The 24060-nt window shown below is 62.2% G+C and carries 19 protein-coding genes; 12 read left to right on the top strand and 7 right to left on the bottom strand.

Annotated elements, in window-relative coordinates; genetic code table 11:
* Positions 1-98 precede the first annotated feature (98 nt).
* Genes fhuB through QMO82_RS07425 form a run of 3 tightly spaced genes read right to left on the bottom strand, consistent with a single transcriptional unit; the run spans position 99 to position 3441 of the window.
* Positions 99-2063 (bottom strand): Fe(3+)-hydroxamate ABC transporter permease FhuB, encoded by a 1965-nt coding sequence (gene fhuB, locus QMO82_RS07435; RefSeq protein ID WP_183609764.1) that lies wholly within the window; start codon positions 2061-2063, stop codon positions 99-101.
* Complete coding sequence (locus QMO82_RS07430; RefSeq protein ID WP_183609881.1) at positions 2063-2899, bottom strand: iron-siderophore ABC transporter substrate-binding protein; 837 nt, start codon at positions 2897-2899, stop codon at positions 2063-2065. The genes fhuB and QMO82_RS07430 overlap by 1 nt, the downstream gene beginning before the upstream one ends.
* 50 nt (positions 2900-2949) lie before the next feature.
* Entirely contained in the window at positions 2950-3441 is a 492-nt protein-coding gene (locus QMO82_RS07425) for a GNAT family N-acetyltransferase (protein WP_183609765.1), read from the bottom strand.
* A gap of 165 nt (positions 3442-3606) precedes the next feature.
* Between QMO82_RS07425 and QMO82_RS07420 the strand changes: the two genes are divergently transcribed.
* Positions 3607-4266: a sigma-70 family RNA polymerase sigma factor gene (locus QMO82_RS07420; RefSeq protein WP_183609766.1), complete on the top strand. Its 660-nt coding sequence runs from the start codon at positions 3607-3609 to the stop codon at positions 4264-4266.
* Here the strand turns inward: QMO82_RS07420 and QMO82_RS07415 are convergent.
* Genes QMO82_RS07415 through QMO82_RS07405 form a run of 3 tightly spaced genes read right to left on the bottom strand, consistent with a single transcriptional unit; the run spans position 4157 to position 7770 of the window.
* Positions 4157-5344: a PLP-dependent transferase gene (locus QMO82_RS07415; RefSeq protein WP_183609767.1), complete on the bottom strand. Its 1188-nt coding sequence runs from the start codon at positions 5342-5344 to the stop codon at positions 4157-4159. The two genes, QMO82_RS07420 and QMO82_RS07415, sit on opposite strands and share 110 nt — an antisense overlap.
* A gap of 21 nt (positions 5345-5365) precedes the next feature.
* Positions 5366-6784 carry an MATE family efflux transporter gene (locus QMO82_RS07410; RefSeq protein WP_183609768.1) on the bottom strand — a complete coding sequence of 473 codons (1419 nt, stop codon included), beginning with the start codon at positions 6782-6784 and terminating at the stop codon, positions 5366-5368.
* Complete coding sequence (locus QMO82_RS07405) at positions 6781-7770, bottom strand: GNAT family N-acetyltransferase (protein ID WP_183609769.1); 990 nt, start codon at positions 7768-7770, stop codon at positions 6781-6783. Before QMO82_RS07405 ends, QMO82_RS07410 begins: the two co-directional genes overlap by 4 nt.
* Before the next feature lie 193 nt (positions 7771-7963).
* Here QMO82_RS07405 and QMO82_RS07400 point away from each other — a divergent pair, with 193 nt between their 5' ends.
* Genes QMO82_RS07400 through QMO82_RS07390 form a run of 3 tightly spaced genes read left to right on the top strand, consistent with a single transcriptional unit; the run spans position 7964 to position 13546 of the window.
* Positions 7964-8182, top strand: coding sequence for an MbtH family NRPS accessory protein (locus tag QMO82_RS07400; protein WP_183609770.1), 219 nt, complete (start codon positions 7964-7966; stop codon positions 8180-8182).
* Positions 8183-8198: 16 nt separating this feature from the next.
* Positions 8199-12191, top strand: a complete 3993-nt coding sequence (locus tag QMO82_RS07395; protein WP_183609771.1) for a non-ribosomal peptide synthetase — start codon at positions 8199-8201, stop codon at positions 12189-12191.
* Complete coding sequence (locus tag QMO82_RS07390; RefSeq protein WP_183609772.1) at positions 12188-13546, top strand: lysine N(6)-hydroxylase/L-ornithine N(5)-oxygenase family protein; 1359 nt, start codon at positions 12188-12190, stop codon at positions 13544-13546. The genes QMO82_RS07395 and QMO82_RS07390 overlap by 4 nt, the downstream gene beginning before the upstream one ends.
* Here the strand turns inward: QMO82_RS07390 and QMO82_RS07385 are convergent.
* Positions 13519-14238, bottom strand: a complete 720-nt coding sequence (locus QMO82_RS07385) for a 4'-phosphopantetheinyl transferase superfamily protein (RefSeq protein ID WP_183609773.1) — start codon at positions 14236-14238, stop codon at positions 13519-13521. The genes QMO82_RS07390 and QMO82_RS07385 overlap by 28 nt on opposite strands.
* Positions 14239-14532: 294 nt before the next feature.
* On the opposite strand from QMO82_RS07385, the gene QMO82_RS07380 reads away from it, so the two are divergent.
* The 8 genes from QMO82_RS07380 to QMO82_RS07345 all read left to right on the top strand — a co-directional run bounded on the left by QMO82_RS07380 (position 14533) and on the right by QMO82_RS07345 (position 24059).
* Complete coding sequence (locus QMO82_RS07380; RefSeq protein WP_183609774.1) at positions 14533-16410, top strand: methyl-accepting chemotaxis protein; 1878 nt, start codon at positions 14533-14535, stop codon at positions 16408-16410.
* 367 nt (positions 16411-16777) lie between these two features.
* Positions 16778-17488, top strand: coding sequence for a UTRA domain-containing protein (locus tag QMO82_RS07375; RefSeq protein ID WP_171603240.1), 711 nt, complete (start codon positions 16778-16780; stop codon positions 17486-17488).
* Positions 17489-17756: 268 nt separating this feature from the next.
* Complete coding sequence (locus QMO82_RS07370) at positions 17757-18884, top strand: ABC transporter ATP-binding protein (protein WP_183609775.1); 1128 nt, start codon at positions 17757-17759, stop codon at positions 18882-18884.
* Positions 18874-19518 carry an ABC transporter permease gene (locus QMO82_RS07365; RefSeq protein ID WP_183609776.1) on the top strand — a complete coding sequence of 215 codons (645 nt, stop codon included), beginning with the start codon at positions 18874-18876 and terminating at the stop codon, positions 19516-19518. The genes QMO82_RS07370 and QMO82_RS07365 overlap by 11 nt, the downstream gene beginning before the upstream one ends.
* 4 nt (positions 19519-19522) lie before the next feature.
* Positions 19523-20248: an ABC transporter permease gene (locus QMO82_RS07360; RefSeq protein WP_183609777.1), complete on the top strand. Its 726-nt coding sequence runs from the start codon at positions 19523-19525 to the stop codon at positions 20246-20248.
* A gap of 11 nt (positions 20249-20259) precedes the next feature.
* Positions 20260-21174, top strand: coding sequence for an ABC transporter substrate-binding protein (locus tag QMO82_RS07355; RefSeq protein ID WP_183609882.1), 915 nt, complete (start codon positions 20260-20262; stop codon positions 21172-21174).
* Between the two features lie 112 nt (positions 21175-21286).
* Entirely contained in the window at positions 21287-22837 is a 1551-nt protein-coding gene (hutH, locus tag QMO82_RS07350) for a histidine ammonia-lyase (protein WP_183609778.1), read from the top strand.
* Positions 22815-24059, top strand: coding sequence for a CaiB/BaiF CoA-transferase family protein (locus tag QMO82_RS07345; protein WP_283196507.1), 1245 nt, complete (start codon positions 22815-22817; stop codon positions 24057-24059). Before hutH ends, QMO82_RS07345 begins: the two co-directional genes overlap by 23 nt.
* The last annotated feature ends 1 nt before the right edge of the window (position 24060 follow it).

The raw sequence follows: 24060 nt of genomic DNA, 5'->3' as shown, positions 1-24060 counted from the left end.
AACCTAACACGAGAGGGAATTGGCCGGAACGGTCAAAGAGGGATGCAACGACGATTGTGTTGGGCCATGAGCGGGCCTTGCCGATTGCCGCCCGCCTGTCACGTCCGCCGGCGCAGAACGACCAGCAGCATCGGCGCTCCGACCAGAGCCGAGATCAATCCGGCGGGGATCTGATAGGGAAAAGCGATCATCCGCCCCGTCCAGTCGGCAATGACCAGCAGGACCGCCCCAATCAGAGCGGCGGCGAGGAGCTGGGCGGAGGGGCGGCGAAGACCGAGCCCATGGGCAAGGTGCGGCGCCATCAACCCGACGAAGCTCAAAGGGCCGACGACGAGTGTCGCCGCCGCCGTCATGATCGTGGAGAGCCCGAATAAAACAGCGCGTGCAGGAACAATCCTCAGGCCGAGTTCGCTTGCCGTCTCGGTTCCAAGCTGCAGCAGGGCAAGCCACCGGCTGGCGAGAAAGGCGGCGGCCAGGCAGGCGAGCGCAATCAGAAGGGCGTTTGCGGCCACCGCATTGTCGACGAAATAGGTCGAGCCCGCCATCCAGCGTATCAGCGCCAGGCCTCTCGGATCGCCGCTCGCGGCAAGGACGCCGATCCCGGCGTCGAGGATCGCGCCGAAGGCGATGCCGGCGAGCAGCACGCGGTTCGGGCCGAAGCCGGAACGGGCGCTCAACAGGAAGATCAGCGTCAGCACGGCAAGGGCGCCGCCACCGGCAAAGGCAAGCTGGAGCATCAGTCCCGGTGCGGCAAAGGCAAACATGGCGGCCGCAACGCCGAGCGTTGCCCCGGCCGATATCCCCAGCACTTCGGGGCTCGCCATTTCGTTTCCGGTCAGCCGCTGCAGGATAAGGCCGGTCACGCCGAGCACGGTGCCGGCACCGAATGCGGCGGCGACGCGCGGCAGCCGAAGAGGCAGGATGTCGTCCCACGAGGCGGCAGGCAGCCATGCCCAGGCTCCGTCGGGTGCGCGGCCGAAAAAGATGGCGGTCACGGCCAAAGCGACGACCGAGACCAGCAGAAGAGCAAGGGATGCCGTTCTGTTGCCGACCGCAAGCCGCGGCGAGGCGATACCGGGCAGCGTGCGCGACGCGGTGGCGAGGCGCGGCAGAAGCGCGATCAGGATCGGCCCGCCGAGCAATGCGGTGACGGCTCCCGTCGGTACGAAATCGCCGGGCGCAAGAAGCTTGATGGCCTCGTCCGTTAAAAGCAGAAGACCGGCGCCGGCAACCGGCGACCAGATCAATTGGCTGATGATCCGCCTTGCGCCGGCCAGGCGAACGATCTGCGGGGCTACCAGCCCGATGAAGCCGATGACGCCGACGGCGCTGGTGACGAGGGCGCAGAGTGCGATGGCAATCGCCAGGATGAAACTCCGTGCCCATTTGACCGGCAGGCCGAGGCTCGTTGCGCCGGCATCGCCGAGTTGGCTCAGCGTCAGCGGCCTTGTGGCCAGAAGGGCAAGCCCCGCCAGCAGCGCCACCTTCGGCAGCAGCGACGTCGGGATCGCCCAGCTTTGCTGCGACAGCGATCCGGCGCCCCAGATGAAAATTCCTGACAGATATTGATCGTTCATCAGCACCAGAATGGCTGCCGCCGCCCCGCACCAGAGGCCGACGATCATGCCCGACAGGATAAGAGAAAAGGGCGAGAAGCCGTGCCGGGCGCTGATCGAAAAAATGGCGAGGGCAGCAAGTGCACTTCCGCCGAGCGCGACCGCGTCCCGGCCCCATCCCGTCAGCGAGGGAACGGCGAGCATGACGGAAACCAGTGCCAGATTGGCGCCGGCCGAGACGCCGAGCGTCGTCGGCGAGGCCAGCGGATTGCGCAGCACCTGCTGCAGCATCGTCCCCGACAGTGCGAGGGCGGCGCCCGCGATCAGGGCGGTCGCCATGCGCGGAAGCGTGGAATAGAGGAGGAGAAGATGCTGCGCATCGTAACCGGCGGTCGCCTCCAGATGCGGCAGCGCCGGCAGGAGATCGAGGACGGCCAGGCCCAAGCCTGAAAACAGCAGCAGCGCCGCTAGTGCCGGCGCGCCGAAGCGGGAATATCGAGGCTTCATCAGGCGGCAGTCTCCACAACATCGACCATCAAGATCGAAAAGCGCAGCGCCTCCTGGACCATTCCAAACATCAGGACGCCTGGGACGACCGAGATCCGCTGCCGCCGGACGAAGGGAAGGCTGGTCCAGAGTGGGCTTTCGGAAAGCCGGGTCAGGACATCGGACGGAAGCAGCGGCGACACGACGACGAGGTGGGCTTCTTCATCGAGTTCGGCGAGCTGTTCCAGGCCGATCGTCTGAAATCCCCAGTAGCTGGCCTCGCCTTTCCAGGCATTCTCGATGCCGATGCGTCTCATGGCGCCGCCGTAAAGGCCTGGGCCGCCGTAGATGCGCGCATGCCTCTGGTCGATGAAATTGATGACGGCGACCGGAGCCGCGGACAGGCTCTTCACCTGCTCGTGCAGCCGGCCGAACGTGGCGTCGGCGCGGGAGAGAAATGCTTCCGCTTCCTGCTGTCGCCCGATCATGGCGCCGAGACGCCGGGTTTCGGCATAGGAGCGGTCGAGCGCCTCGCCACCCTCCGCATAGATGGTGAAGGTCTCCACAGGCGCGATGCGGGAGAGCTTTTCATCCATCGCCGCAAGGAAAGGCGTGCTGAGGATGAGCGATGGCCGGATGCTGGTGAGGACTTCGAGATTGATCTCCGCCGTGGTGCCGATATCGACGACGCCTTGCGGCATGGTCGGCTCGACAACCCATTCCGACCAGTTCCGCAGCGAGGCGATCGCACGCGGCACGCTGCCGAGCGCCAGCATCGTCGATGCCAATCCGTAATCGAACGAAACGACGCCGCCATCCCCGGCGCTGGCGATGGTGGGTGCCGCGGCGCGCGCGATGGCGGGTGTGCCCGCCGTTGCCAGCGCGCCCAGAAGAAAATCCCGTCGTCTCAAGGCGCGGTCTCGCTTAGCTGTCCCCCGGCGAGCGGCTTGACCATGAACAGACACGGATGATCCTCGTGCCAGAGCGTGGCAAAGACCTCCGCCCTGACGAAGCCGTTCCGGTCGTAGAACCGCCGCGTCGCCTCGAATTGCGGCTCGTCGCGGTCACGCGGAGCGAGCGTTTTGACCGTCAGCAGCCGGGCGCCCGATTGATGGCCGAAGCGTTCGGCCTCGTCGAGGAGATGGCGTCCGGCGCCGCGACCGTGATATTCGGGGCGCGTCGCAATCAGCGCGATTTCGACGGCGCCGGGCAGATGCGGCTTCAAGGCCATCAACGCCGTCACGACATCCGCCTCGACATAACCGAACACCGGCAGATCTTCGACCGCCGCGGCACTCGCTTCAATGACTTCCGGTTCTGAAAACCAGTCGGGCAAAGCCCCCATGATCGAGCGGCAGAGCTCCGCCTTGCCTGTCAGGATCTCGACTGTTCTTCCCATTTTTTCTCGCATTCATCCGGTCGATTTAAACTTGACTCCTGTTATCACCTTAAAATAGACACTGCAATCACATCGTGCACTTCCGCTCGAAATAAGGAGCGCCAAGACCGAACCGACCAGCAACGACAGAGCCTGATTTTCCATTTGTAAAAAGGGTACAGGACTATGCGAGCATCGCATCGTGATGTGAACGGAAATGCCGTGGTCAACGCTATGATCGAGAATAAGGATAAACTCCTCAAAACGATTGAAAGCGTTGTTAAATCAAGATCATATTCCGAGGATATCTTTCAGGACGGAGTTATCAAAGCCTACGGGGTGAAAACCGACGACATTCGTTGCCCGATCGGTTACGCCTTTCGCATGGTCTATAATCTCGCACTCGACGAGAGCCGCCGGCGGCGCCAGCGGATGAACAACTATAGGTCGATCGACCAGGTTCAGGAGATCACCGCTCCCATCCCCACCGTGCTCGACCAGCTTGTCGCTGCCGAGACCCTGCGCGATGTGCTGGCCTCGCTCGAGGCTCTGCCGAAGCGTACCAATGATGCCTTCATCCGCCACCGCCTCAACGGCGTGCCGCAGAAGGATATTGCAGCCGAACTCGGCGTCTCCCGCACCCTCGTCAACTTCATGATCAAGGCGGCGGAGCAGCATTGCCATCTGGCAATCACCGAGCCTGCCATCCGCCCCGATCATGAACATCGGCAGGCGTCTAGCGTCTCGCTGCGTGCAGCGCCTGCTGCAGATCGCTCCACAGCAATTCCGGCTCTTCCAGCCCAACGGCGCAACGGATCGTCTGCTCGCTCACGCCGAACCGGATGAAAGAGGTCATCCGGTCGGGGATCTGCAAAGCGACCTTGGCGGGAACGACCAGCGTTTCAGGCCCACCCCAGCTGACGCCGAGGCGGATGTCGCGAAGCCCGTTGACGAAGCGCGCGACATCGATGTCGGGCGTGAGGTCGAAGGCAAACAGCCCGGCATAACCCGACAGCGTCGCCCGACCGGGGTGATCCTGAAAGGCCGGGTGGCGAACGCGGGCGATGGCGGAATGCTGTTTCAGCCGGTCGGCCAGCAAAAGCCCGCTGCGCTCATGCTCCTTGAGGCGGACACGCAGCGTGCGCATGCCGCGCAGCAGCAGCCAGGCCTCAAAGGGCGAAAGCTTGGCGCCGACATAGGGGTATGAGGTCACATTCATCCGGGCAATGGCTTCCTTCGAACCGACGACGACGCCGGCGACCGTGTCGCTGTGGCCGCCGAGATATTTCGAAGCGGCGTGAATGACGATATCGACGCCGTGCTGGATCGGCTTCTGAAAGAGCGGCGTCGCCCAGGAATTGTCGATGATGGTGGTAACACCAGCCTCCTTCGCCATGGCCGAGAGCGCCGTTATGTCCTGCAGCTCGAAGACGAAAGATGTCGGGTTTTCGAGATAGAGCAGTTTGGCGCCGGAGAGCGCCTTGCGGACTTCGTCGTGATCGGCGGGATCGACGAAATCCACCGCGACGCCGAGCCGGCCGAGCAGTTTCACCAGAAGGCGGTAGACATCGTTGTAGAGGTGGCGGACCGCAACGACCCGGTCGCCGGCTTCCACGAGGCTGAGGATCGTCGAGGTGATGGCGGCCGTTCCGCTCGAAAAGGCGCGTCCGTCCTCCGCACCCTCGAGGCGGGCGACCAGGAGCTCGAATTCGCGAACGGTCGGATTGTCGCCGCGCGAATAGATGTAATTGCGCGTCCGGCCCGCGAAGACATCCTCCATCGCTTCGTAACTGTCGTAGGTGAAGAGCGACGTCTGGAAGATCGGTGGAGACACGGCGTTGAATGGTGCGGGATCGACGGGCGTGAAGAGATCGTCGGCGACAGCATGGGCGCCAAGATCGTGCGGATTGATCGACTGGTTCATAGTGATCCTCTCATGGGCAAATCACGGGCAAAAGCGGGGGTAGGGACGGATGGAGGCCAGACGGTCGGCCGAGCGCTGCCGGAGTGCATTGAGCGCCCTCACCAGGCAGACGGCCGACAGCAGGCCGGTCAGGGCAGAGGCGAGGAACATTGCGCTGAGCAGGCCTGAAAAGCCGAGGAAGGGCGGCAGGAGCGCAAGCAGCGGCAAGAGCAGATAACCATTCTGCGCCAGACCGATTGCAAGCGCGGCTTTCGGCCTGCCCTGCGCCTGGAAGAGGACCAGCAGCGTTTGCCGCAGGCCGAACAGCAGAAAGGGAAGATGGGTCGCGACGATTGCCTGGCTTGCGACCGAAAGCACGGCCTGATCCTTGGTGAAGAACGAGGCGAGGTGTTCGGGAAAGCCGAGTGCGGCCAGTCCGTAAGCGCCGCCGACCGCGCTGGTGACCACTGTCAGGATGCGGACTGCCGACAGCACCCGGGCCACATCCCCGCTGCCCCAGGCGAAGCTCAGAATGGACTGGGCCCCGAGTGAAAGGCCGATAACGGGAAGTGTTCCGACGGCGAGCAGCCGCAAGGCAATCCCGACGCCGGCAATGCCGGCTTCTCCGTGATAGGTGCCGGCGAGCGACAGCATGGCCGCAATCGCGCCTGCCGTTGCGAGACTGGTCAGCGTCGTCGGCGCGCCCACGGCAAGAACCGGTCTGAGGCCGCCGATGTCTCTTAGCCGCCAGCCAAGCGTCAGCCGAACCGTCCCCAGCCGCCTGGCGTGGTAAGCGCCATAGATGGAAAGCGCGACGAGCTGGGACAGGATGGTTGCGATTGCCACGCCCTGCAGGCCGAGGCCGAATCCGAAGATCATGATCGGGTCGAGGACCATGTTTAGCGCGAAACAGGCGACCAGCGTCCACATGCTGAAGCGGGCATTGCCTTCGGCGATCGCCAGGAAATCGAGGATGATCTGCGCCATTGTCAGCGGTATCGAGACCGCGATGATGAGGAGATAATGCTGCGCCAGCGGCTCGATGGCGGGCGTGGCGCCGAACAGCAGGAAAGATGGGAAGGCAACGATTGCGACGGCGCTTGCCGCGCCGAAGGCGACGCCCGCGGCAAGGCTGACCGAGGCGAGGGTGCCGGCGCGCGACCGGTTGCCGGCACCGAGCGCGCGGCCGACCTCGGTTGCCACGCCGACGCCGATGCCCTCGCCGAAGGCAGCGACGAGCATCAGGATCGGCAGCACGATCATGATCGCGGCGATCTGGTCTTCGCCGATCATGCCGACAAAGACCATGTTGATCGTGTGATGCGCGGCATTGATAGACAGGCCGAACATGGCCGGCAGCCCGAGCCGCAGCAGCAGCCGGAAAAGCTGCGGGCTGGCAAGATCTTCCGGTGCAAGCCGCCGTTTCCGAAGGCTGCCGCTCATCTCGCTCATGTCGTTCATGATGCAGGCACCCAGAGATGGTCGCCGAAGAAGCGCTCACGGGTCAGCATCACCAGCAGCGCCCGCTTGTGCGGAAAATCGAAATGCTTGACCTTGGCAAAGCCCGAGCGATCGAGGTTGCGGATCTGCTGCTCGTGGCTGGCGCGCGGCTCGCCGACGATGCGCCTGGTGCGGGGGTCGTCGAGGAAGATGAAATGCATCAGCGAGGGAAGCCATGCGCTGATCCATTTCTTGCCGCGATAGTCGGGCTCGCCGATGGCGACATGCCAGCCGCGATCATAATCGTCGGCGTCGTAGAAGGGACCGAGCCGGTTCTCCTTGGCCCAGTAGACCTCGAAATAGCCGAAGGGAATGTCGGCGAAACTGCCGATCAGCGGCAGCACATGCGGATCGGCGATCCTTTCCTGCAGAATCTCCCGGTGCTTGTCGAGCGAGCCCGCATCCTCCCAGATCGTGTTGACCTGCTCGTCGTTCATCCAGCGATGAAAGGCGGCAAGATCGGTCTCCCGGTCGGCAACCCTGAAGGTGATATCCCGTTCGAGCCAGGGAATGAACCGTCGGTAAACCGAGCCCGTTGGCTTTGCCGGCCGGCGCGGATGGTACCGGCCCGCGGTCATCTCCGGCACAGGCGGCAGCGGATAGGGCAGCTGCGGCAGCCACAGCGACGGCCATTGCCAGAGGATCACGGAATCGAGTCTTCCGTCGATGCCCGAGATGTGCCGGGGAAGGCTTGCCTGATGCCCTTCGAAGGCGACCGACGTGATCGAGCGATCTTGCGCCGTCACCGCTTCGGCGGCGGCCATCAGAAGCTCCGCCGATTGCGGGGGATCACCGTGGTAGAAGCTGATCGTTGCGACGCCGGCCTCGACCTCGAAGGCGGCTTCGTGGAGTCCATGCGCGGTCTTCAAGTGGATGAGATTGGGGGCGAGGCTGACATAGCTGCGCGCCTGCAGAGCCCGCCTTTGTTTGGCGGCGTCGAAATCCATGATGCTCTCCTTGATCGGCAAGGTTTTGATGCTGCGAGCATGAAGCTCGCTCCTGTGCCGATTTGGTAGAATGACGATCCATCGCTGGCCGGATTTAGGGCCAAGAGAAGAAAAAAATTCTCAACAATTTTCTAAACTCCGGCTGGCGGGATCCGTCATTTGCGCATGACGTCAATCACGGCAGGAGCCTTCAATGGATAATCTCGAGCCCGGCGACGATCTCTGGATCGTCGTCTACGACACCGAGCATCACTACTCGGTCTGGCCGCAGGACAAGCGGATTCCGGTGAGCTGGCAGCCAGCGGGCTTTGCCGGTTCGCGCCAGGAATGCCTGGTCCATATTCGCGGCATCTGGGCCGATCCGCGCCCGCTCTCCCTCCGCTCGGCGATGGCCGGCGATGCACGTCTCTGAAAATCTGGATGGCAAGATGAACAAGCAGATCACCTACTTCGCCGACGCCCGCCCGACCGATGCGACGGTGGACACAGTCTTCGAGAGCTTTCCGCTGACGATCGCGCAGAAGCGCATCTGGTCGCTGGAGCAGATCGGCAATTACACGGTCTTTCCCGACCAGGTCATCGGGCTGCAATTGAGCGCTGCGATCGACGCCGAGACGATTGCCGGCGCCTGCCGCGCGCTCGTGGCTGAGAACCCGTCGCTCACCACCCGCTTCCGCCGGCTGGCGGGCGGCCGCATCGAGCAATATCGCGGCGCATCGAACGCCGTGCCGACCGAAATCCTCGGAAGAGAGGGAGCCGCTCTTTCAGAGGCTGATGCCTTGGCCGCGCGGAAAGCCTTCCGCGACAGGCGCTTCGATCTCCTGGAAGGGCCGGGGGCGCGCATCCAGATCATCCAGCTGGCCGATGGGCAGTCGCTGCTGACGATCGTGCTGCATCCGATCATCTCAGACGACCGCGAAAAATCCGTTCTTGCCGGTTCCCTTGCGCGAATTCTCGACGGCGAACCCGCCGGCAACATGCAGCCGGCGGAGATCTCGGCCGGAACGCGGGAGGAGGAATGGCTGGAGACGGATGAGGCGCGGGAAGCGCTTGCCTATTGGCGTGACACGATCGGTCTCGACTATGCGGCCTCGACTTTCCCCACCCGCTTCAACAGCGGCGGGCTTGCAGGCGTGGCGCGCGCCGAACATCGGTTTGCCATCGCGCCCGACCTCTGGAGCAAGCTCGAACGGCATGCGGGGAGCAAGGGATTTCAGGTCGAGCGTGTGCTCCACGCCGCCTTCTGCGCGCTGCTGGCGCGCTACAGTGGCAATTATGCTTTGCTGACCGGCCTGCTGGTCGCGCGGCCCCGCACGGAGCATTTCGCCAGCCGCGGCCGCGCCGAACAGGTTCTTCCCCTCGTCCTGCCGCTCGCCTCCCGACCTTCCCTCGACGACGTCGTCGCGGCGATCTCCTCGGTGACGGAGGAGGGGCTTCGCCGGCTCGTGCCGCTTGAACGCATCACGCAGGCACTGGTCGTCGACGAGGCGGCCGCGCAGGAAGCCGTGGTCAAGGCACTGTTCGAATTCCGCAGACCCTATCCGGTCGCGAGAGAGGCTGCGAATCTGGAGCCACTGGGCGCGCGCGCAGACAGCGAGCTTTCCCTGGTGATCGAGGCGCGTCCCGACGGCGGCGCCTCCGGGCTGATCGACTATGCCCAGGATCTTTACGACGGCGCCCTGATCGCCCGTGTCGCCAGGCATTTCGGCTTGGTGCTCGAGCAGATCGTCGCGCAGCCGGGCCTCAGGATCAAGGACATCGAACTCGTCGGCAGCGACGAACTCGACTGGTTGTCGGCGCCCTACGGGGATGACGTCGTCAACGACAACAGGCCGGTCCACGAGCTGATATCGGCCCATTCGCGCCGGACGCCTGAGAAGACGGCGATCGTCTATGGTGACGAGGAATGGAGCCATGGCTGGCTGGAGGCGAGCACCAACCGTCTCGGGCATCGGCTGCGGCAGCTCGGCGTTCGCGCCGAGGTGACGGTCGCGATCTTCATCAAGCGTTCGCCGGAGGCGATCGTCGGCATCCTCGCCACGCTGAAAGCAGGCGGCGCCTATATCCCCGTCGAGCCCGATCATCCGCCGGTGCGCAACCATCACATCCTGCGCGACGGCGGCGTCAAGATCGTCTTGACCCACAGCTGGCTGCGCCATCGCCTGCCGGAGGAGCTCGACGCCGTTATCCTCGAACTCGACAACCTCGATCTCGACGGCGAGCCGGAAACGCCGCTCGATGTTCCCATCCACAAGGATCAGCTCGCTTATGTCATGTACACCTCGGGATCGACGGGATTGCCGAAGGGCGTGGCCGTCGAGCACGGCCCGCTGACGCACCATCTGCAGAATACCTCGCGTGTCTACGGCATGAGCTCGGAATCCCGCGAGCTGCCGTTCCTGCCCTTCAGTTCGGACGGTGGCCATGAGCGGTGGATGAACCCGCTGATGGAGGGCGGCAGCATCATCCTTCCCGACCAGCCGCTCTGGACGCCGGAAGAGACGCTGACGGCGATGCGCAAGCATGGCGCCAACAATGCCAGCATTCCCACAACCTACCTGCAGCAGCTGGCGGAATGGGCCGACATGTCAGACGGGGCACCGCCGATGCGGCTTTATTCCTTCGGCGGCGAGGGGCTGGCGCAACCGACCTTCGATCTTCTGTCGCGGGCGCTGAAATCGGAATGGCTGATCAACGGCTACGGTCCCACAGAAACCATCATGACGCCGATGGTCTGGAAGGTCAGGGCCGGCACGAAGTTTCAGGGAGTCTATGCTCCACTCGGCCGTGCCGTCGGGTTGCGGCGCGTTTACGTGCTCGACCCCGATCTCAATCCGTGCCCGATCGGCGTGACCGGCGAGCTTTATATCGGCGGCGAGGGCATCGCCCGCGGTTATCTCGGCAAGCCGGATACGACCGCCGACCGCTTCATCCCCGACCCGTTCTCCTCGGAGGGCGGCCGGCTTTACCGCTCCGGCGATCTGACGCGTTGGCGCGACGATGGAACCGTCGAATTCGTCGGCCGTGTCGACCATCAGGTGAAGCTTCGTGGTTACCGCATCGAACTCGGAGAGATCGAAGCGGCTCTGCTGCAGCAGCCCGGCGTCGGCGAAGCCCTGGTCGTGCTGCGCGATGAAGATGGTGCCGAGAAGGCGCTCGTCGCCTATGTCGTTCCCAAGAAGGACGAGAGGATTGAGGTCGAAACGGTCCGTGCCGGCCTCGATCGCAGCTTGCCCTCCTACATGGTGCCGGCGGCGGTGGTCGAACTGGAAAAAATGCCGACCAATCCGAACAGCAAACTCGACCGCTTTGCGCTGCCGGCGCCGCAGCCGGTCCGGCGCGAAATCGTCGAGCCGGCGACGACACTCGAAGAAGAGGTGCTGGATGTCTGGCGCCAGGTTCTCAAGCTGGAAGCGATCAGCGTCGAGGATAATTTCTTCGCGATCGGCGGCAATTCGCTGGGCGCGATCCGCATCCTCACCCAGCTGCGCCAGCGCCGTCCGAAAACGCCGCTCACCGTCGCCGACATCTTCAACAACCCGACCATCCGCGCCTTTGCCGGCGTGATGGAGCAGGGGGCGGAACGGGATCTCTCCGAGGTGATCGTGCTGCGCGCTTCCGGCGCCAAGCCGCGGCTCTATTGCTTCCCGGGGCTTCTCGTCAGCACCCGCGAATATGTGAAGCTCGTCGATTATCTCGGCGCCGATCAGCCGGCGACCGGCTTCATCTGCCACTCGCTGTCCGAGAAGAAGGAGGTCGGCGCGCCGGTCGAAGAGATCATCGAGAGCTATGTCGATTATATCAGGAGCCACAGCAGGGGCGCGCCCTGCACTTTCCTCGGCTGGTCCTGGGGCGGGCTTCTGGCCTATGAGGCTGCCCGCACGCTGGGCAACGAGGTCGATGTCAGGATGATGGCGATGGTCGATGTCTGCGACCTCGGATCGGAATTTGCGATCGGCGCCAAGCCGCGCTTCCGGCCGGACGAACGCGACATGCTTCATCGGGACGTGCAGGCTTGGCTGCAAAAAACGGCGATGCGCCCGGAATGGGACCGGCTGCTGTCGACGATGGACGCCGATACCTACGATCAGTTCCTGCGCTTCGTCGGTGATGAGAAGGACCCGCTTCCCACCGATGGGCCCGATATCAGCAGCCGCGAGCATACGTTCTGGGTGCTGATCGACAATGCGCTGATCTTCCGCAAGCACCGGCTCGTTCCCCACGATGTGCCGATCTATCCCTGGGCGGCCGACGACAGCCTCAACCGTGGCCTCAACCTGATCGATTGGCGCCGCCTGTCGCCGCGGGCGTATGCGGCCGAAATCATCACCGGCACCAACCACCTGCACATGATCGGGTCTCCCGCCTTCCACTCAAGGCTTGCCCTGCGTCTCAAGGAAACAGAGAAGGATTTCGCATGACCGTCGCTTTTACCCGCAGGGATGCCCTCCACGAGCCGCTCGATCTTGCCGGTATCGGCATCGGTCCCTCCAATCTGAGCCTTGCCTGCCTGCTGGAATCGGTGCCTGAGGTTCGCAGCCGTTTCTTCGAGCGGCGCGGCGCCTTCGACTGGCATCCCGGCATGATGATGCCCGGCGTAGAGCTGCAATCGTCCTTCCTGAAAGACCTCGTCACCCCGGTCTTGCCGACCAGCCGCTGGTCGTTCGTCTCCTATCTGGTTGCCCATAAGCGGCTCTACGCCTTCCTGAACGCCAATTATGACGCCGTTCCCCGGCAGGAGTTTGCACGCTATCTCGCCTGGGTCGCCAACGGCGTGGAGGATTTGCGTTTTGGAACGGATATTCGCGACGTCGAACACCGCGACGACCGCTTCGTCCTGCGCTTCGACAATGGCCGGGAAGAAGCACGGAACCTGGCGATCGGGACGGGATCTTCGCCCTTCGTGCCCGACTGGTCAAAACCGTTTCTGGGCGCCGATTGCTTTCACAACAGCGAGGCCAAGTCGCGTCTCGCCGATCTCGGTGCTGCCCGCATCGTCGTGGTCGGCGGCGGCCAGAGCGGCGGCGAAGTGGTCGAAGCGCTGCTTGGGAATCCCAGTTCGATGAATGAACTGACCTGGATCAGCCGGCGTCACAATTTCGAGCCGATCAACGATACGCCGTTTTCGAACCAGGTTTTCTCGCCGGAATACGTGCAGGCCTATCTGAAGCTCGGCGGCGAGCAGAAGCAGGCCGCTTTGAAGAACTCGATCCTGACCAGCGACGGACTGTCGATTTCGACGATCCATTCGATCTACCGTCGCCTCTACGCCTTGCGTTATCTCGAGCCGGGCATGCTCAACGCATCTCTGGCGCCCAACCGCGACGTGATCCAGATGGAGCGGAACGGCAATGCCTATCGGCTCATCGTCAGGAATCAATTCGACGGCGGCATCGAGGTGCTCCACGCCGATGCGGTGGTGCTGGCAACCGGCTACCGGTTCCGCTTGCCGGATGCTTTGGGCTCGCTGGCTGAGCGGATAACGCTCGACAGAAACGGCTATCCCATCCTCAACGACGATTACACGATGCAATGGACGGGCCCGAGGGCAAACCGGCTGCTTGCGCAGAATGCCGGCCGATACTCGCATGGTATCGCCGACTCTCAGCTCAGCCTGATGGCCTGGCGCAGCGCAACGATCGTCAATACGCTGCTTGGCCGGCGGCATTTCGACGCGGAGCCGGACAATGCGCAACTGGCCTGGGCGACCGAGACCGCTTCGGCAATGCCGCATCAGCTCCGCGCCGGCTATTCGGACGGCATGCTGTCGTCCTGAAACATGCGCGTGGAAATGCCGGGCAACCCGGATTGGAAGCAAGCAGCCAGCGCGACGACGTGCTGGCTGCCGCTTTCGATCAGACGATGATGCCATCGCCGATCGCGATCGCTGCCGTCGATCATGACAGGGATGCCGTCCTTCCAGGAAAAGACGACACTGCTGGGATTTTCGCGCAGCCCGACGCCGAGCGCCTTCAGATGGCTCTCCTTGAGCGTCCAGAGTGCGACAGCCGCCCGCGCCCGTTCGCGGGCAGGCAATTCTGCGAGCCGGCGCCATTCGTCGGCACTGCAATAGCTCGCCACCGCCGCCTCTTCGATCTCGGCGTCGGCGCGTTCGCAGTCTATTCCCACGTGATCACATCCTGACGCGACAGCGACCGCTACCAGCCCTTCGGCATTGGCGAGGCTGAATTGCGGCGTGTCGTGCCCCTCAAGCCTGAGCTTGCCGTATTTGTCCGGAGACAATGCGACCATGCTCGGCGCTGTCCGGGTATGCACGCTCAACAGCCGTCGCAAAAGATAGCGGCCGGCAATGAACGAGGCTCGATCTCGTTCAAACCGATAGGTCGCCGCCCGATCCCGTTCATCCTGTGAAAGCGACTGCATCCAGCGGTTCCGGTCGTGTTCACTCTTGGGATACTGCCAGAGCGCGATTTCAATGCCGGCAGGTTGGGCTTCTGATTGCTGCATGGATCCAGTATGTGTCCCCTTGACGGATTGGCAAGCATGCAGGTGCTTGCCAACGGCAGGGCTACTGCGTCAGGCGAGACATTTTCGCTCGCCATGGCTGTTTTTTTCTCAAGTTTCCAGGAACTCTGAGTCGTGCCGCGTTTCAACTAATCGCGGAAGTGTCGGTCAGCGCAAAAGTTTTCTAAAAACGACACCGGGGTCATGGTTTAGTTAATACTAAATTATCGAATCTGATGCGAGATTTTGCCTCAAACCGGCAAGCCGGTCGTCCCTGCTACCTTCGAGGAGACCCGCATGAAGCGCCCGAGCATCAAGCAAGCCCTGATCTTAAAGCTGTCGATCATCAGTCTGTTCATGGTTGGCCTATCCTATGTCTCGCTGAGCACGATTTCGACACTTCGTGCCAATACTGAGCAGATAGGGACCTTCTGGATGCAGCGGCTTGTGACGGCTCGCGAGATCAAGGACGACTTCCTCGACCTCAAATTGGTCTATGCCCAATACCTCCTGGAGGATACAGCAGAGGAGCGGAATATCGGGCAGCAAAAAATCGATGCCGCCGGCGCCGCGGTCGAGAAAGTTGTCACCGAATACGAAAAGAGCGTCCGCACGGACCGTGGGCGCGAACTCATCAATCAGATCAAGCCGGAACTCGCCAAATATCGAGCGCTGGCAGAGCAAATGATCGCGTTTGAAAATGACGGGAAGACGCCTGAAGCAATCCGCCTCTTCAAGGAAAATATGGAGCCCCAAGCCGAGCTGGTGAACAAGGCGGTGGCGGATCTGGTCGCTTTCATTCTCAACCAGGCCGAAGGCTTTGTGACCTCGAGCGGTGATTCCGCACAATCCGCTTTCATGCTGACGGCCGCGATCGCAGCGCTGGCTGTGCTTCTTGCCGTAGCCGGCATCTTCTATGCGATATCGGGCATCGCCAACCCAATCCGAAGCATCGCCTCCGCCATGCGGCGCTTGTCCGATGGCGATCTTGACAGTGATATTCCCTATGCCGGCCGCACAGACGAAGTTGGCGAAATGGCCGGTGCGGTTGAAATCTTCCGGCAGAACGCCCTCAACGTCGTCAGGCTCGAAAAGGAAGCCGCCCAATCCCGCAGCGAGAGCGAGGCAACGCGCGCCGCAGCCCAACAGCGCGCCGAACGCGAGGCGGAACAATTGCGCTTCGCGACCACGACATTGGGCGAAGGTCTCCGGCGGCTTGCAGCAGGCGACATATCCTTCCAGCTTTCGGAGCAATTTGCGGCCGAATATGAAGCCTTGCGCGAAGACTTCAACGCCTCGCTCCGGCAATTGGGTACGACGATCGGCGCAGTGCTCCAGACGGTGCACAGCATCGATAATGGTACCGGTGAAATTGCATCTGCCGCGCAGGATCTTTCCAAGCGTACCGAACAACAAGCAGCCTCTCTCGAGGAGACGGCTGCAGCCTTGGACGAGATCACGTCGAATGTGACGATGGCGACCAAACGCACCGACGAGGCGCGCAATGTGGCCAAAGAAGCCGATATCAGCGCTCAGCGGTCGACAACTGTCGTCTCGCAGGCGGAACAGGCCATGCGACGCATCGAAGACAGTTCACAGCAGATTTCGAACATCATTGGTGCAATTGATGAAATCGCCTTCCAGACAAACCTCTTGGCATTGAATGCCGGCGTTGAAGCTGCCCGTGCGGGTGAGGCTGGCAAAGGTTTTGCAGTTGTCGCCCAGGAAGTCCGTGAGCTCGCCCAACGCGCAGCTCAAGCGGCCAAGGAGATCAAGGGCTTCATCCAAAAGTCATCAACTGATGTGGAAAATGGCGTGAAACTGGTTCTCGAAACCGGAACGTCGCTGAAGTCGATCGGTGAGTACGTCGTACAGATCAACCAACTTATGGATGCGATTGCCACATCGGCGCGCGAGCAGTCGACGGGACTTGCTGAGATCAATACGGCCGTCAATCAGATGGACCAGGCGACCCAGCAAAATGCGGCGATGGTCGAGCAGTCGACGGCTGCCGTTGCCTCGTTGTCCTCCGAGGCAGGCCGCCTGCGGGATCTGGTCAACCAGTTTCAATTGGACGGCGACAAAAGCGCGCCGGACGGGCAAGGCAGCGGGAGGTCATTCGAAGGCAGCAAGCCAATCCGGTTGGTTGCGCCGCGGCGCGTGATGCAAAGATGAAGCGCGACTTCTGTGCGATCAGGATGTCGCGCCCCGTCAAACTGGAAGCTTATTTTGATGAGCGGATAGAGGCATTCAGAGAAGCGGTATTCACAAAAGGCTGCCTGCTTGGCAATTTCAGCGCCGAACCGACACGAGCATGTCGGTTTCCTGCGTAGACAGCACCGTGATTTCGCTATCGCTGGGCCATGAATCCACACGTTCCACCCAGGCCTAGCCTTCAAGAATCGAGGGGCGGTCGTCATTGGGTCGTTCTCCAAGAACCATCGCCTATACAAGTTCACGTGCTATAAGGTTGCATTGTCAGCGAAAAAGAAAAGAACTCGCTGGCGTCAGCGCTCGCCTTGAATTTTTACATGGAGATTGCATGCTCTCGCAGCCGCAGCCTTTATACGAACAAATCAAACTCCATGTGCTAGAAAGAATCGCGGATGGCACATTCCGCCCTGGCGCGAAAATACCAAGCGAAAACCAGCTTGCCGCCGAGTTGGGATCATCTCGATTGACCGCCAATCGCGCGCTGCGTGAGCTGACCGTCAGCGGTGTGCTGCAGAGGATTGCCGGCGTTGGAACGTTTGTTGCTCCGCCCAGGGCTTCGTCTACTTTCGTGCTGTTGCACAACATTGCGGACGACATACGAAACCGCGGAGAAGTTCTATCGATTCGCGTGCACGCCGTCGAGCAGACAAGTGTCCCGCCCGACATTGCGCAGCGAATGGGAACAAGAGCTCGCGTTCCCGTCTTCCACTCGCTTATCGTCTACTGTGCAAACGGCAGCCCGGTGCAGCTAGAAGACCGATTTGTATCTCCTGGCTTTGCTCCCGGCTATCTCAACCAGAACTTCACCAGTTATTCCACGACAGATTATCTTCAGTCGATTGCGCTTCCAACGCGTACGGAGAACGAAATTCAGGCCGTCCTTCCAACTGCCAGAGAAGCCCAGCTTCTCGAACTCAACGAGAGTGATCCTTGCCTTGTTGTCACGAGAAAGACTTGGGTCGGTGATGATGTCACAACATTCACACGTTTCATCCATCCGGGGACCCGCCATACTTTCATCACTCAAGATAGCCGCTGATGACCGGCGCGAAGGCGACAGCTTTGATCTTGGAACGAGCGCTGTTGGCCATCCAAATCCAAGCATTGGCGCATCGACCGGGAGAGACCTGGCGTTCGTGGTGGCGCATTTGATGCAGCGTCTGGCGCGTCTTTAAACAGCCCCTCCTCCAATCGCACATTTTATGTGCAGTGCGGCATAAAGGCTAAAAACTGGCCTGGCCCGGTTGCGCACCCCTCGCTTTTGTGTAACCTATATATACAGGTACATATAAGTATGGTGAGCTAGGTTGATCACTTTCGAAAATGTGACGAAGCGCTATCAGGGCGATGTTGTGGCGGTGAACGAACTGTCGTTCACGGCGCCGACCGGTAAATTGACGGTGCTTGTCGGGCCGTCCGGATGTGGCAAGACGACATCGCTGCGCATGATCAATCGCCTCGTGGCTCCGAGCTCTGGCACGATCCGGCTGGGCGACGAACCGACATCGCGGATGGACGAAGCGGTGCTTCGGCGTCGGATCGGCTATGTTATCCAGCATGCCGGCCTCTTCCCACACCGGACGATCATCGACAATGTCGCGACGACCGCCCGCCTGAACGGCACGCCGAAGAACCAGGCTCGCGCTATCGCCCTTGAACTGCTCGAGCGTGTCGGTCTCTCGGAAAGCTTTGCGCATCGTTATCCCTGGCAGCTTTCGGGCGGCCAGCAGCAGCGCGTCGGTGTGGCGCGCGCCTTGGCGTCCAATCCCAAGTTCATGCTGATGGACGAGCCCTTCAGCGCGGTCGATCCCATCGTCCGCACACAGCTTCAGGACGAGTTCCTGCGTCTTCAGCGAGAAATGGGCAAGACCATCATCATGGTCACCCATGATATCGACGAGGCGCTGAAGCTCGGCGACCAGGTCGCCGTCCTGCGCGTCGGCGGCGAGCTCGCGCAGATCGCGACGCCGCAGGAGCTTCTGACGAAACCGGCCGATGCCTTCGTCGCCAATTTCGTCGGCCGCGACCGAGGCTATCGTTTCCTGGGTTTCGTCGGCGCCAATGGACGGCTGGCTGTCAAGACCGAGCCGACCGTGCGCCTCGGCGATACGCCGGAAGCAGCGCGAGGTGCTACCAAGGATCGGTGGCTGCTTGTCACCAACGAGCGCGGAGAGCCGCTTGGCTGGACGGAACCGGCAAGCCTGCAGGGACCAGTCCGGATGGGCGACCTCAATCTCAGCGGCACGCTCGCTTCGGCTGACGGCTCGCTACGACAGCTTCTAGACGCGGCTTTGAGCTCGCCCAGCCGACGCGGTGTCGTCGTCGACGATAAGGGCCAGCTGATGGGCTCCATCGGGGTTGCGGATCTGGTTGCGCTGCTCGACGGATCGGAAGATCCGGCGGCTCCGGTGAAGGGAGCGGACCATGCGGTTTGACTGGCTGCTGCGTGAGTCCGGGAACATTGCCAACCTGTTCTTGTGGCATGTCGGACTTTCCGTCATTCCCGTCATCGCCGCCCTCATCCTTTCGCTGCCGCTTGGATGGCTGGCGCATAAGAGCGGGCTGTTCAAATCGGCGATCCTTGGCGTTGCCGGTCTGCTCTACACCATCCCGTCGCTCGCGCTTTTCGTTCTTCTGCCTCTGGTGCTCCACACGAAGATCCTCGATCCGCTCAACGTGGTCGTGGCGCTGACGGTCTACTCCCTTGCCCTGCTTGTCCGCACCGTCAGCGACGGCCTTGGCGCCGTGCCGCCGGATACGCTGCAGGCTGCCACCGCCATGGGATACCGGTCTTTCCAGCGATTTTTCCTGGTCGAGTTGCCGATTGCCGTGCCTGTCATCGCGGCGGGCCTGCGCGTCGCGCTCGTGTCCAATGTCAGCATCGTCTCCGTCGCGGCATTGATCGGGACGCCGCAGCTCGGGCTGCTGTTCACGCAAGGTCTTCAGCTTCGGTTCGTCACGCCGCTGATCGCCGGCATCGTGCTTTGCCTGTTGCTTGCCGTCGTCCTCGACTGTCTGGTGATCCTGCTCAATCGTTGGCTGACGCCCTGGCGGCCGAGAAAAGTGTGAGCTCATGATCGAATGGTTTCTCAACCCAGCGCAGTGGCACGGTTCGGAGGGCATCCCGAACCTTCTCGCCCAGCATCTGGAATATAGTTTCATCTCTCTTTTCATCGCGGCGCTCATCGGCCTGCCTGCCGGCCTCTATGTCGGGCATACGGGCAAGGGGACATTCCTGATCGCCGGGCTTGCGAACGCCACGCGCGCCTTGCCGAGCCTCGGCCTGATCGTCCTGCTCGTCATCCTCGTCGGACCCTATTTCAAAACGGACCTGGCCTTTCTGGTGCCAAGCATCGCTGTCCTGGTGCTGATTGCGGTGCCGCCGATCATGATGGGCGCCTATTCCGGGATTACCTCGGTGGATCCGGCGGCTGTCGATGCGGCCAGAGGCATGGGATACAGACCACTCGCCTTGCTGCTCGCCGTCGAGCTTCCCTGTGCATTGCCGCTGATCTTTTCGGGCTTCCGCAGTGCGGCCTTACAGGTGATTTCGACAGCGACAATCGCTGCCTACGTCTCGCTTGGTGGCTTCGGCCGGCTCATCATCGATGGCCGCGCCCAAAACGACTACATGCAGATGGCCGCAGGCGCCGTTCTCGTGGGTGTTCTCGCCCTGATCGTCGACCTGTTCTTCGGCCTCGCATCCAGGATCGCAGTCTCGCCCGGCTTGACGCGCCGGACTGTGAAAGGCGTCGCCATCCGACGCCAGCTTGCAAACGAAAAACAACGGAACAGCTAGGAAGAACGATGATGATAAAGCGAAACATGCTTGCAATCGGCGCTATTGCCATTTCTGCCCTTCTCACGGTCGCTCCGCTCGCGCGGGCTGAAGACCCCTTGTCCTCGAGCACGCCACGCTCGGATGCCGATACGATCATCGTCGGATCCGCGGACTTCCCGGAAAGCCAGCTTCTTGCCAAGATCTATGCCCTGGCGCTCGCTGCCAAGGGCATGAAGGTGGACACGAAGCTCAATATCGGCAGCCGTGAAGTCTACATGCCGGCGCTGCTCGACGGCTCGATCGATCTTCTTCCCGAATATGCCGGCGCGACGCTGAGCTACCTCGACAAGAGCGCGACCGCGCATGCCCCGAAGGATGTCGTCGAGGCGCTCGGCAAGGTGCTGCCGAAGGGCGTGTCGATGCTGACCGCATCCAATGCCCAGGATTCGGACGTGCTTGCCGTCACCGAAGAAACCGCCAAGAAATACTCCCTGACATCGATCGAGGATCTGAAGCCGGTTGCCGGCGAATTCATCCTCGGCGGTCCGCCGGAATGGAAGACGCGCAAGGAAGGCGTCGTCGGTCTGAAGGACGTCTATGGCCTGGTATTCAAGGATTTCAAAACCCTTGACGTGGCCGGTCCGCTGACCCTTTCGGCTCTGATCAACGGTCAGGTTCATGCCGCTGATATGACCTCGACCGATCCGGCGATGAAGGCGAGCAAGCTCGTCGCGCTGAAGGATACGAAGAACCTGTTCCCGGCACAGAACATCCTGCCGATAATCGCCACTAGCAAGGTCAGCGACAAGGTCACCGCGACGCTCAATGCCGTCTCCACCGCGCTGACGACCGAGGACCTGATCGAGATGAACGGCCGTCTCGCCAATCAGGAAAGCTTCGACACCGTTGCCGGCGATTGGCTGGCGAAGAACAAGCTGAACTAATCGATATCACGGCGGCCGAGCCATGTTCGGCCGCCGGACCTGAATAAAGGGAAGTAGAGGGGCCGCTTGTCTCCAGATGGGGAAAGCCGGCGTCCGCCCAAGGAAACCGGAAATGCCGCACAGCAACAAACGTTCACAGAACTCCGCGACCGTTCGGCTCGGCGTGTCGCCGACCACGATCCAGGAAATCGCGGACATCGCCGCCGGAGCAAGAGTGACCCTTTGCCCCGATGCAGTAGACGGCATGAGCAAAGTTCAGACACTTCTGCTCCAAGCCATTGAGACAAACAGGCCGATATATGGCCTGACGACGGGGGTCGGTGACCTCTACACCGTGAAGCTTCAGCCCGAGGATATTTCCCGTGCGCAGCTCAATATGCTGCTCAGCCACGCGAGCGGCATGGGTACGCCGCTTGATCCGCCGGCCGTGCGCGCCATCATGGCGACGATGATCAAGGCGCTCTTGCAGGGTTGCAGCGGCGTCAGCGCCGGGCTTGTCGAGACCATGAGCGAGATGCTCAACCGCGGCGTCATTCCCTGGTCGCCTGCAAAAGGCTCGGTCGGCTACCTGGTCGCCACCTCGCATATCGGTCTTGTTATTTTCGGCGAGGGGCGCGCCTGGTACGAAGGCGAGCTGCTTTCGGGACGCGAGGCGATGACCCGCGCCGGCATTGCCATCAAGGCGCCCGGTCCCCGCGAAGGGCATGCGCTGATCAGCGGCACCTATGAAATTACCGGCATCGGCGCACTCGTCGTCCGTCAGGCTGAGCAGTTGGTGGCGATTGCCGATGTCGCCGGCGCCATGAGCCTGGAAGCGCTGAAAGGCAACAGCCGGGGCTATGACGAGCGCCTTCAGCGGATGCGGCCGCATCCTGGACAGGTCGAGACGGCGAGCCGGCTGCGAAGCCTGTTGTCGGATAGCGAGGTACTGGCGAAGCACCGCGATCATCGCCTTCAGGATGCGCTCAGCCTGCGCTGCATTCCGCAGGTCCATGGCGGCGTGCGCGATGCGCTCGCCTATTGCCGCGATGTCCTGACCATCGAGATCAATTCGGTGACTGACAACCCCGTTTTCGTCATCGAAGACGAGGAGCTCGTGCCTTTGCCCGGCGGCAACGGCCATGGCGCGCCGACGGCGCTCGCGCTGGATGTGCTGGCGATCGCAATCGCGCATGTGAGCACCATGTCGCAGGCAAGATCGGATCGCCTGACCAATGGCCATATCAGCGAGCTGCCGCCTTTCCTCATGGGCGCGAGCGGCGTCAATTCCGGCTTCATGATCCCGCCCTATGCCGCCGCTGCCATCGCCGGCGACAATCGTAGCCTTGCGGCACCGGCTTCAGTCCATACGGTGACCACCTGTGCCAGCCAGGAAGACCATGTGAGCATGGGCGTCTCCGCCGCTATGCAGGCGCGCGCAGCGGCCGACAATCTCGCGGATATCCTGACGATCGAACTGATCTGCGCCGCCCAGGGGCTGGATTTCCACCGGCCTTTGCGGCCGGGCAGGGGTACGGGCGCGGCCTATGACGCGATCCGGCATGTCGTTCCGCCGCGCCACAGCGACCGCGCCATGTACCCGGAACTGCAGGCCGTCCGCGACCTCATCGATAATGGCACCATCGCACGGGCCGTAGACCGTGCCCTCGCAGTCAACATTTAAGATCTTGGAGACTTCCGTGACCGAAGCAACGCGGGCCGTACGGCCGCTCGATGGAATAAAGGTGCTGGATCTGGCGCGCGTGCTTGCGGGGCCCCTGTGCTCCGCCATGCTCGGCGATCTCGGCGCAACGGTGACCAAGATCGAAATTCCCGATCATGGCGACGATTCCCGCGCCTTTTCGCCGCATGTCGGCGGCGAGAGCAGCTATTTCATGCTGGTCAATCGCGGCAAGAAGAGCGTCACGCTCGATCTGAAATCGGATGAGGGCCGCGAGCTGTTGCTCGCATTGATCAAGCAGGCCGATATTCTCGTCGAGAATTTCAGGCCGGGCGTCACGGCGCGTTTGGGCATTGACTACGAGGCCGTAAAAGCGCTCAATCCGCGCCTCATCTATGTCAGCATTTCCGGTTTCGGCCAAGACGGGCCGCTTGCCCACCGTGCCGCCTACGATCATGTCGTCCAGGCAATGGGCGGCATCATGACCGTCACCGGCTGGCCGGATGGGCCGCCGACCCGCGTGGGCGATGCGATCGGCGATGTTGTCGCCGGCATCTACGGCTCCTGGGGCGCGCTTGCGGCGCTGTTTCAGCGCGATCGGACCGGCAAGGGTCAGCATGTCGATGTCGCCATGCTCGATTCCATCATGTCCCTGCAAATGGTCTCGCTGTCGCAGATCACAGGCGGCAAGGGCGCTCCCGGCCGCGTCGGCAACGCACATCCGATCAGTGCGCCGATGGATTCCTATCAGGCGGCCGATGGCTATGTTGTCATCGCCGTTGCCAATGACGCGCTCTTTGTCCGACTGGCGCGGGCGCTCGGCAATCCGCGCCTGATCGAGGATCCCCGCTTCAAGACGGATCCGGATCGGCAGGGCCATCAGGAGGAGCTGCGAGCCCTCATCGAGGCTTGGACGCGCACCCACACGACGGAGGAGGTGACGAAGCTGCTCGATGAGGCGGGTGTCCCGGCCGCACCGATCTATAATCTCGCCCAGGCGCTCGCTACGCCGCATGCGCAGCACCGCCAGCTATTGCATACCGTGGAGCATCGCAATGCCGGTGAATTCCAGGTCATGCCGCAGCCGGTTCGCTTCAGCGGCATTGCCTCGGGCGGGGATTATGCCGCGCCGACCTTGGGTCAACATACTGATGCAGTCTTGAGCGATGAGTTGGGGCTGGCTGGCCCCGATATCGAAAATCTCCGGTTGCGGGGAGTCATCTGAC

The organism is Rhizobium sp. BT04 (assembly GCF_030053135.1).
In the GTDB taxonomy this organism is placed as follows: Bacteria; Pseudomonadota; Alphaproteobacteria; order Rhizobiales; family Rhizobiaceae; genus Rhizobium; species Rhizobium binxianense.
Note: the sequence above shows the minus strand (reverse complement) of the source record. Positions and strands in the feature narration are given on the sequence as shown.

Coding starts and splice junctions, on each gene's coding strand:
- QMO82_RS07365 (WP_183609776.1), top strand. CDS start 18,874: ATGCGGTTTGACTGGCTGCTGCGTGAGTCCGGGAACATTGCCAACCTG.
- QMO82_RS07410 (WP_183609768.1), bottom strand. CDS start 6,784: ATGAACGACATGAGCGAGATGAGCGGCAGCCTTCGGAAACGGCGGCTT.
- QMO82_RS07360 (WP_183609777.1), top strand. CDS start 19,523: ATGATCGAATGGTTTCTCAACCCAGCGCAGTGGCACGGTTCGGAGGGC.
- QMO82_RS07390 (WP_183609772.1), top strand. CDS start 12,188: ATGACCGTCGCTTTTACCCGCAGGGATGCCCTCCACGAGCCGCTCGAT.
- QMO82_RS07380 (WP_183609774.1), top strand. CDS start 14,533: ATGAAGCGCCCGAGCATCAAGCAAGCCCTGATCTTAAAGCTGTCGATC.
- QMO82_RS07395 (WP_183609771.1), top strand. CDS start 8,199: ATGAACAAGCAGATCACCTACTTCGCCGACGCCCGCCCGACCGATGCG.
- QMO82_RS07400 (WP_183609770.1), top strand. CDS start 7,964: ATGGATAATCTCGAGCCCGGCGACGATCTCTGGATCGTCGTCTACGAC.
- fhuB (WP_183609764.1), bottom strand. CDS start 2,063: ATGAAGCCTCGATATTCCCGCTTCGGCGCGCCGGCACTAGCGGCGCTG.
- QMO82_RS07420 (WP_183609766.1), top strand. CDS start 3,607: ATGCGAGCATCGCATCGTGATGTGAACGGAAATGCCGTGGTCAACGCT.
- hutH (WP_183609778.1), top strand. CDS start 21,287: ATGCCGCACAGCAACAAACGTTCACAGAACTCCGCGACCGTTCGGCTC.
- QMO82_RS07425 (WP_183609765.1), bottom strand. CDS start 3,441: ATGGGAAGAACAGTCGAGATCCTGACAGGCAAGGCGGAGCTCTGCCGC.
- QMO82_RS07405 (WP_183609769.1), bottom strand. CDS start 7,770: ATGGATTTCGACGCCGCCAAACAAAGGCGGGCTCTGCAGGCGCGCAGC.
- QMO82_RS07375 (WP_171603240.1), top strand. CDS start 16,778: ATGCTCTCGCAGCCGCAGCCTTTATACGAACAAATCAAACTCCATGTG.
- QMO82_RS07355 (WP_183609882.1), top strand. CDS start 20,260: ATGATAAAGCGAAACATGCTTGCAATCGGCGCTATTGCCATTTCTGCC.
- QMO82_RS07385 (WP_183609773.1), bottom strand. CDS start 14,238: ATGCAGCAATCAGAAGCCCAACCTGCCGGCATTGAAATCGCGCTCTGG.
- QMO82_RS07415 (WP_183609767.1), bottom strand. CDS start 5,344: ATGAACCAGTCGATCAATCCGCACGATCTTGGCGCCCATGCTGTCGCC.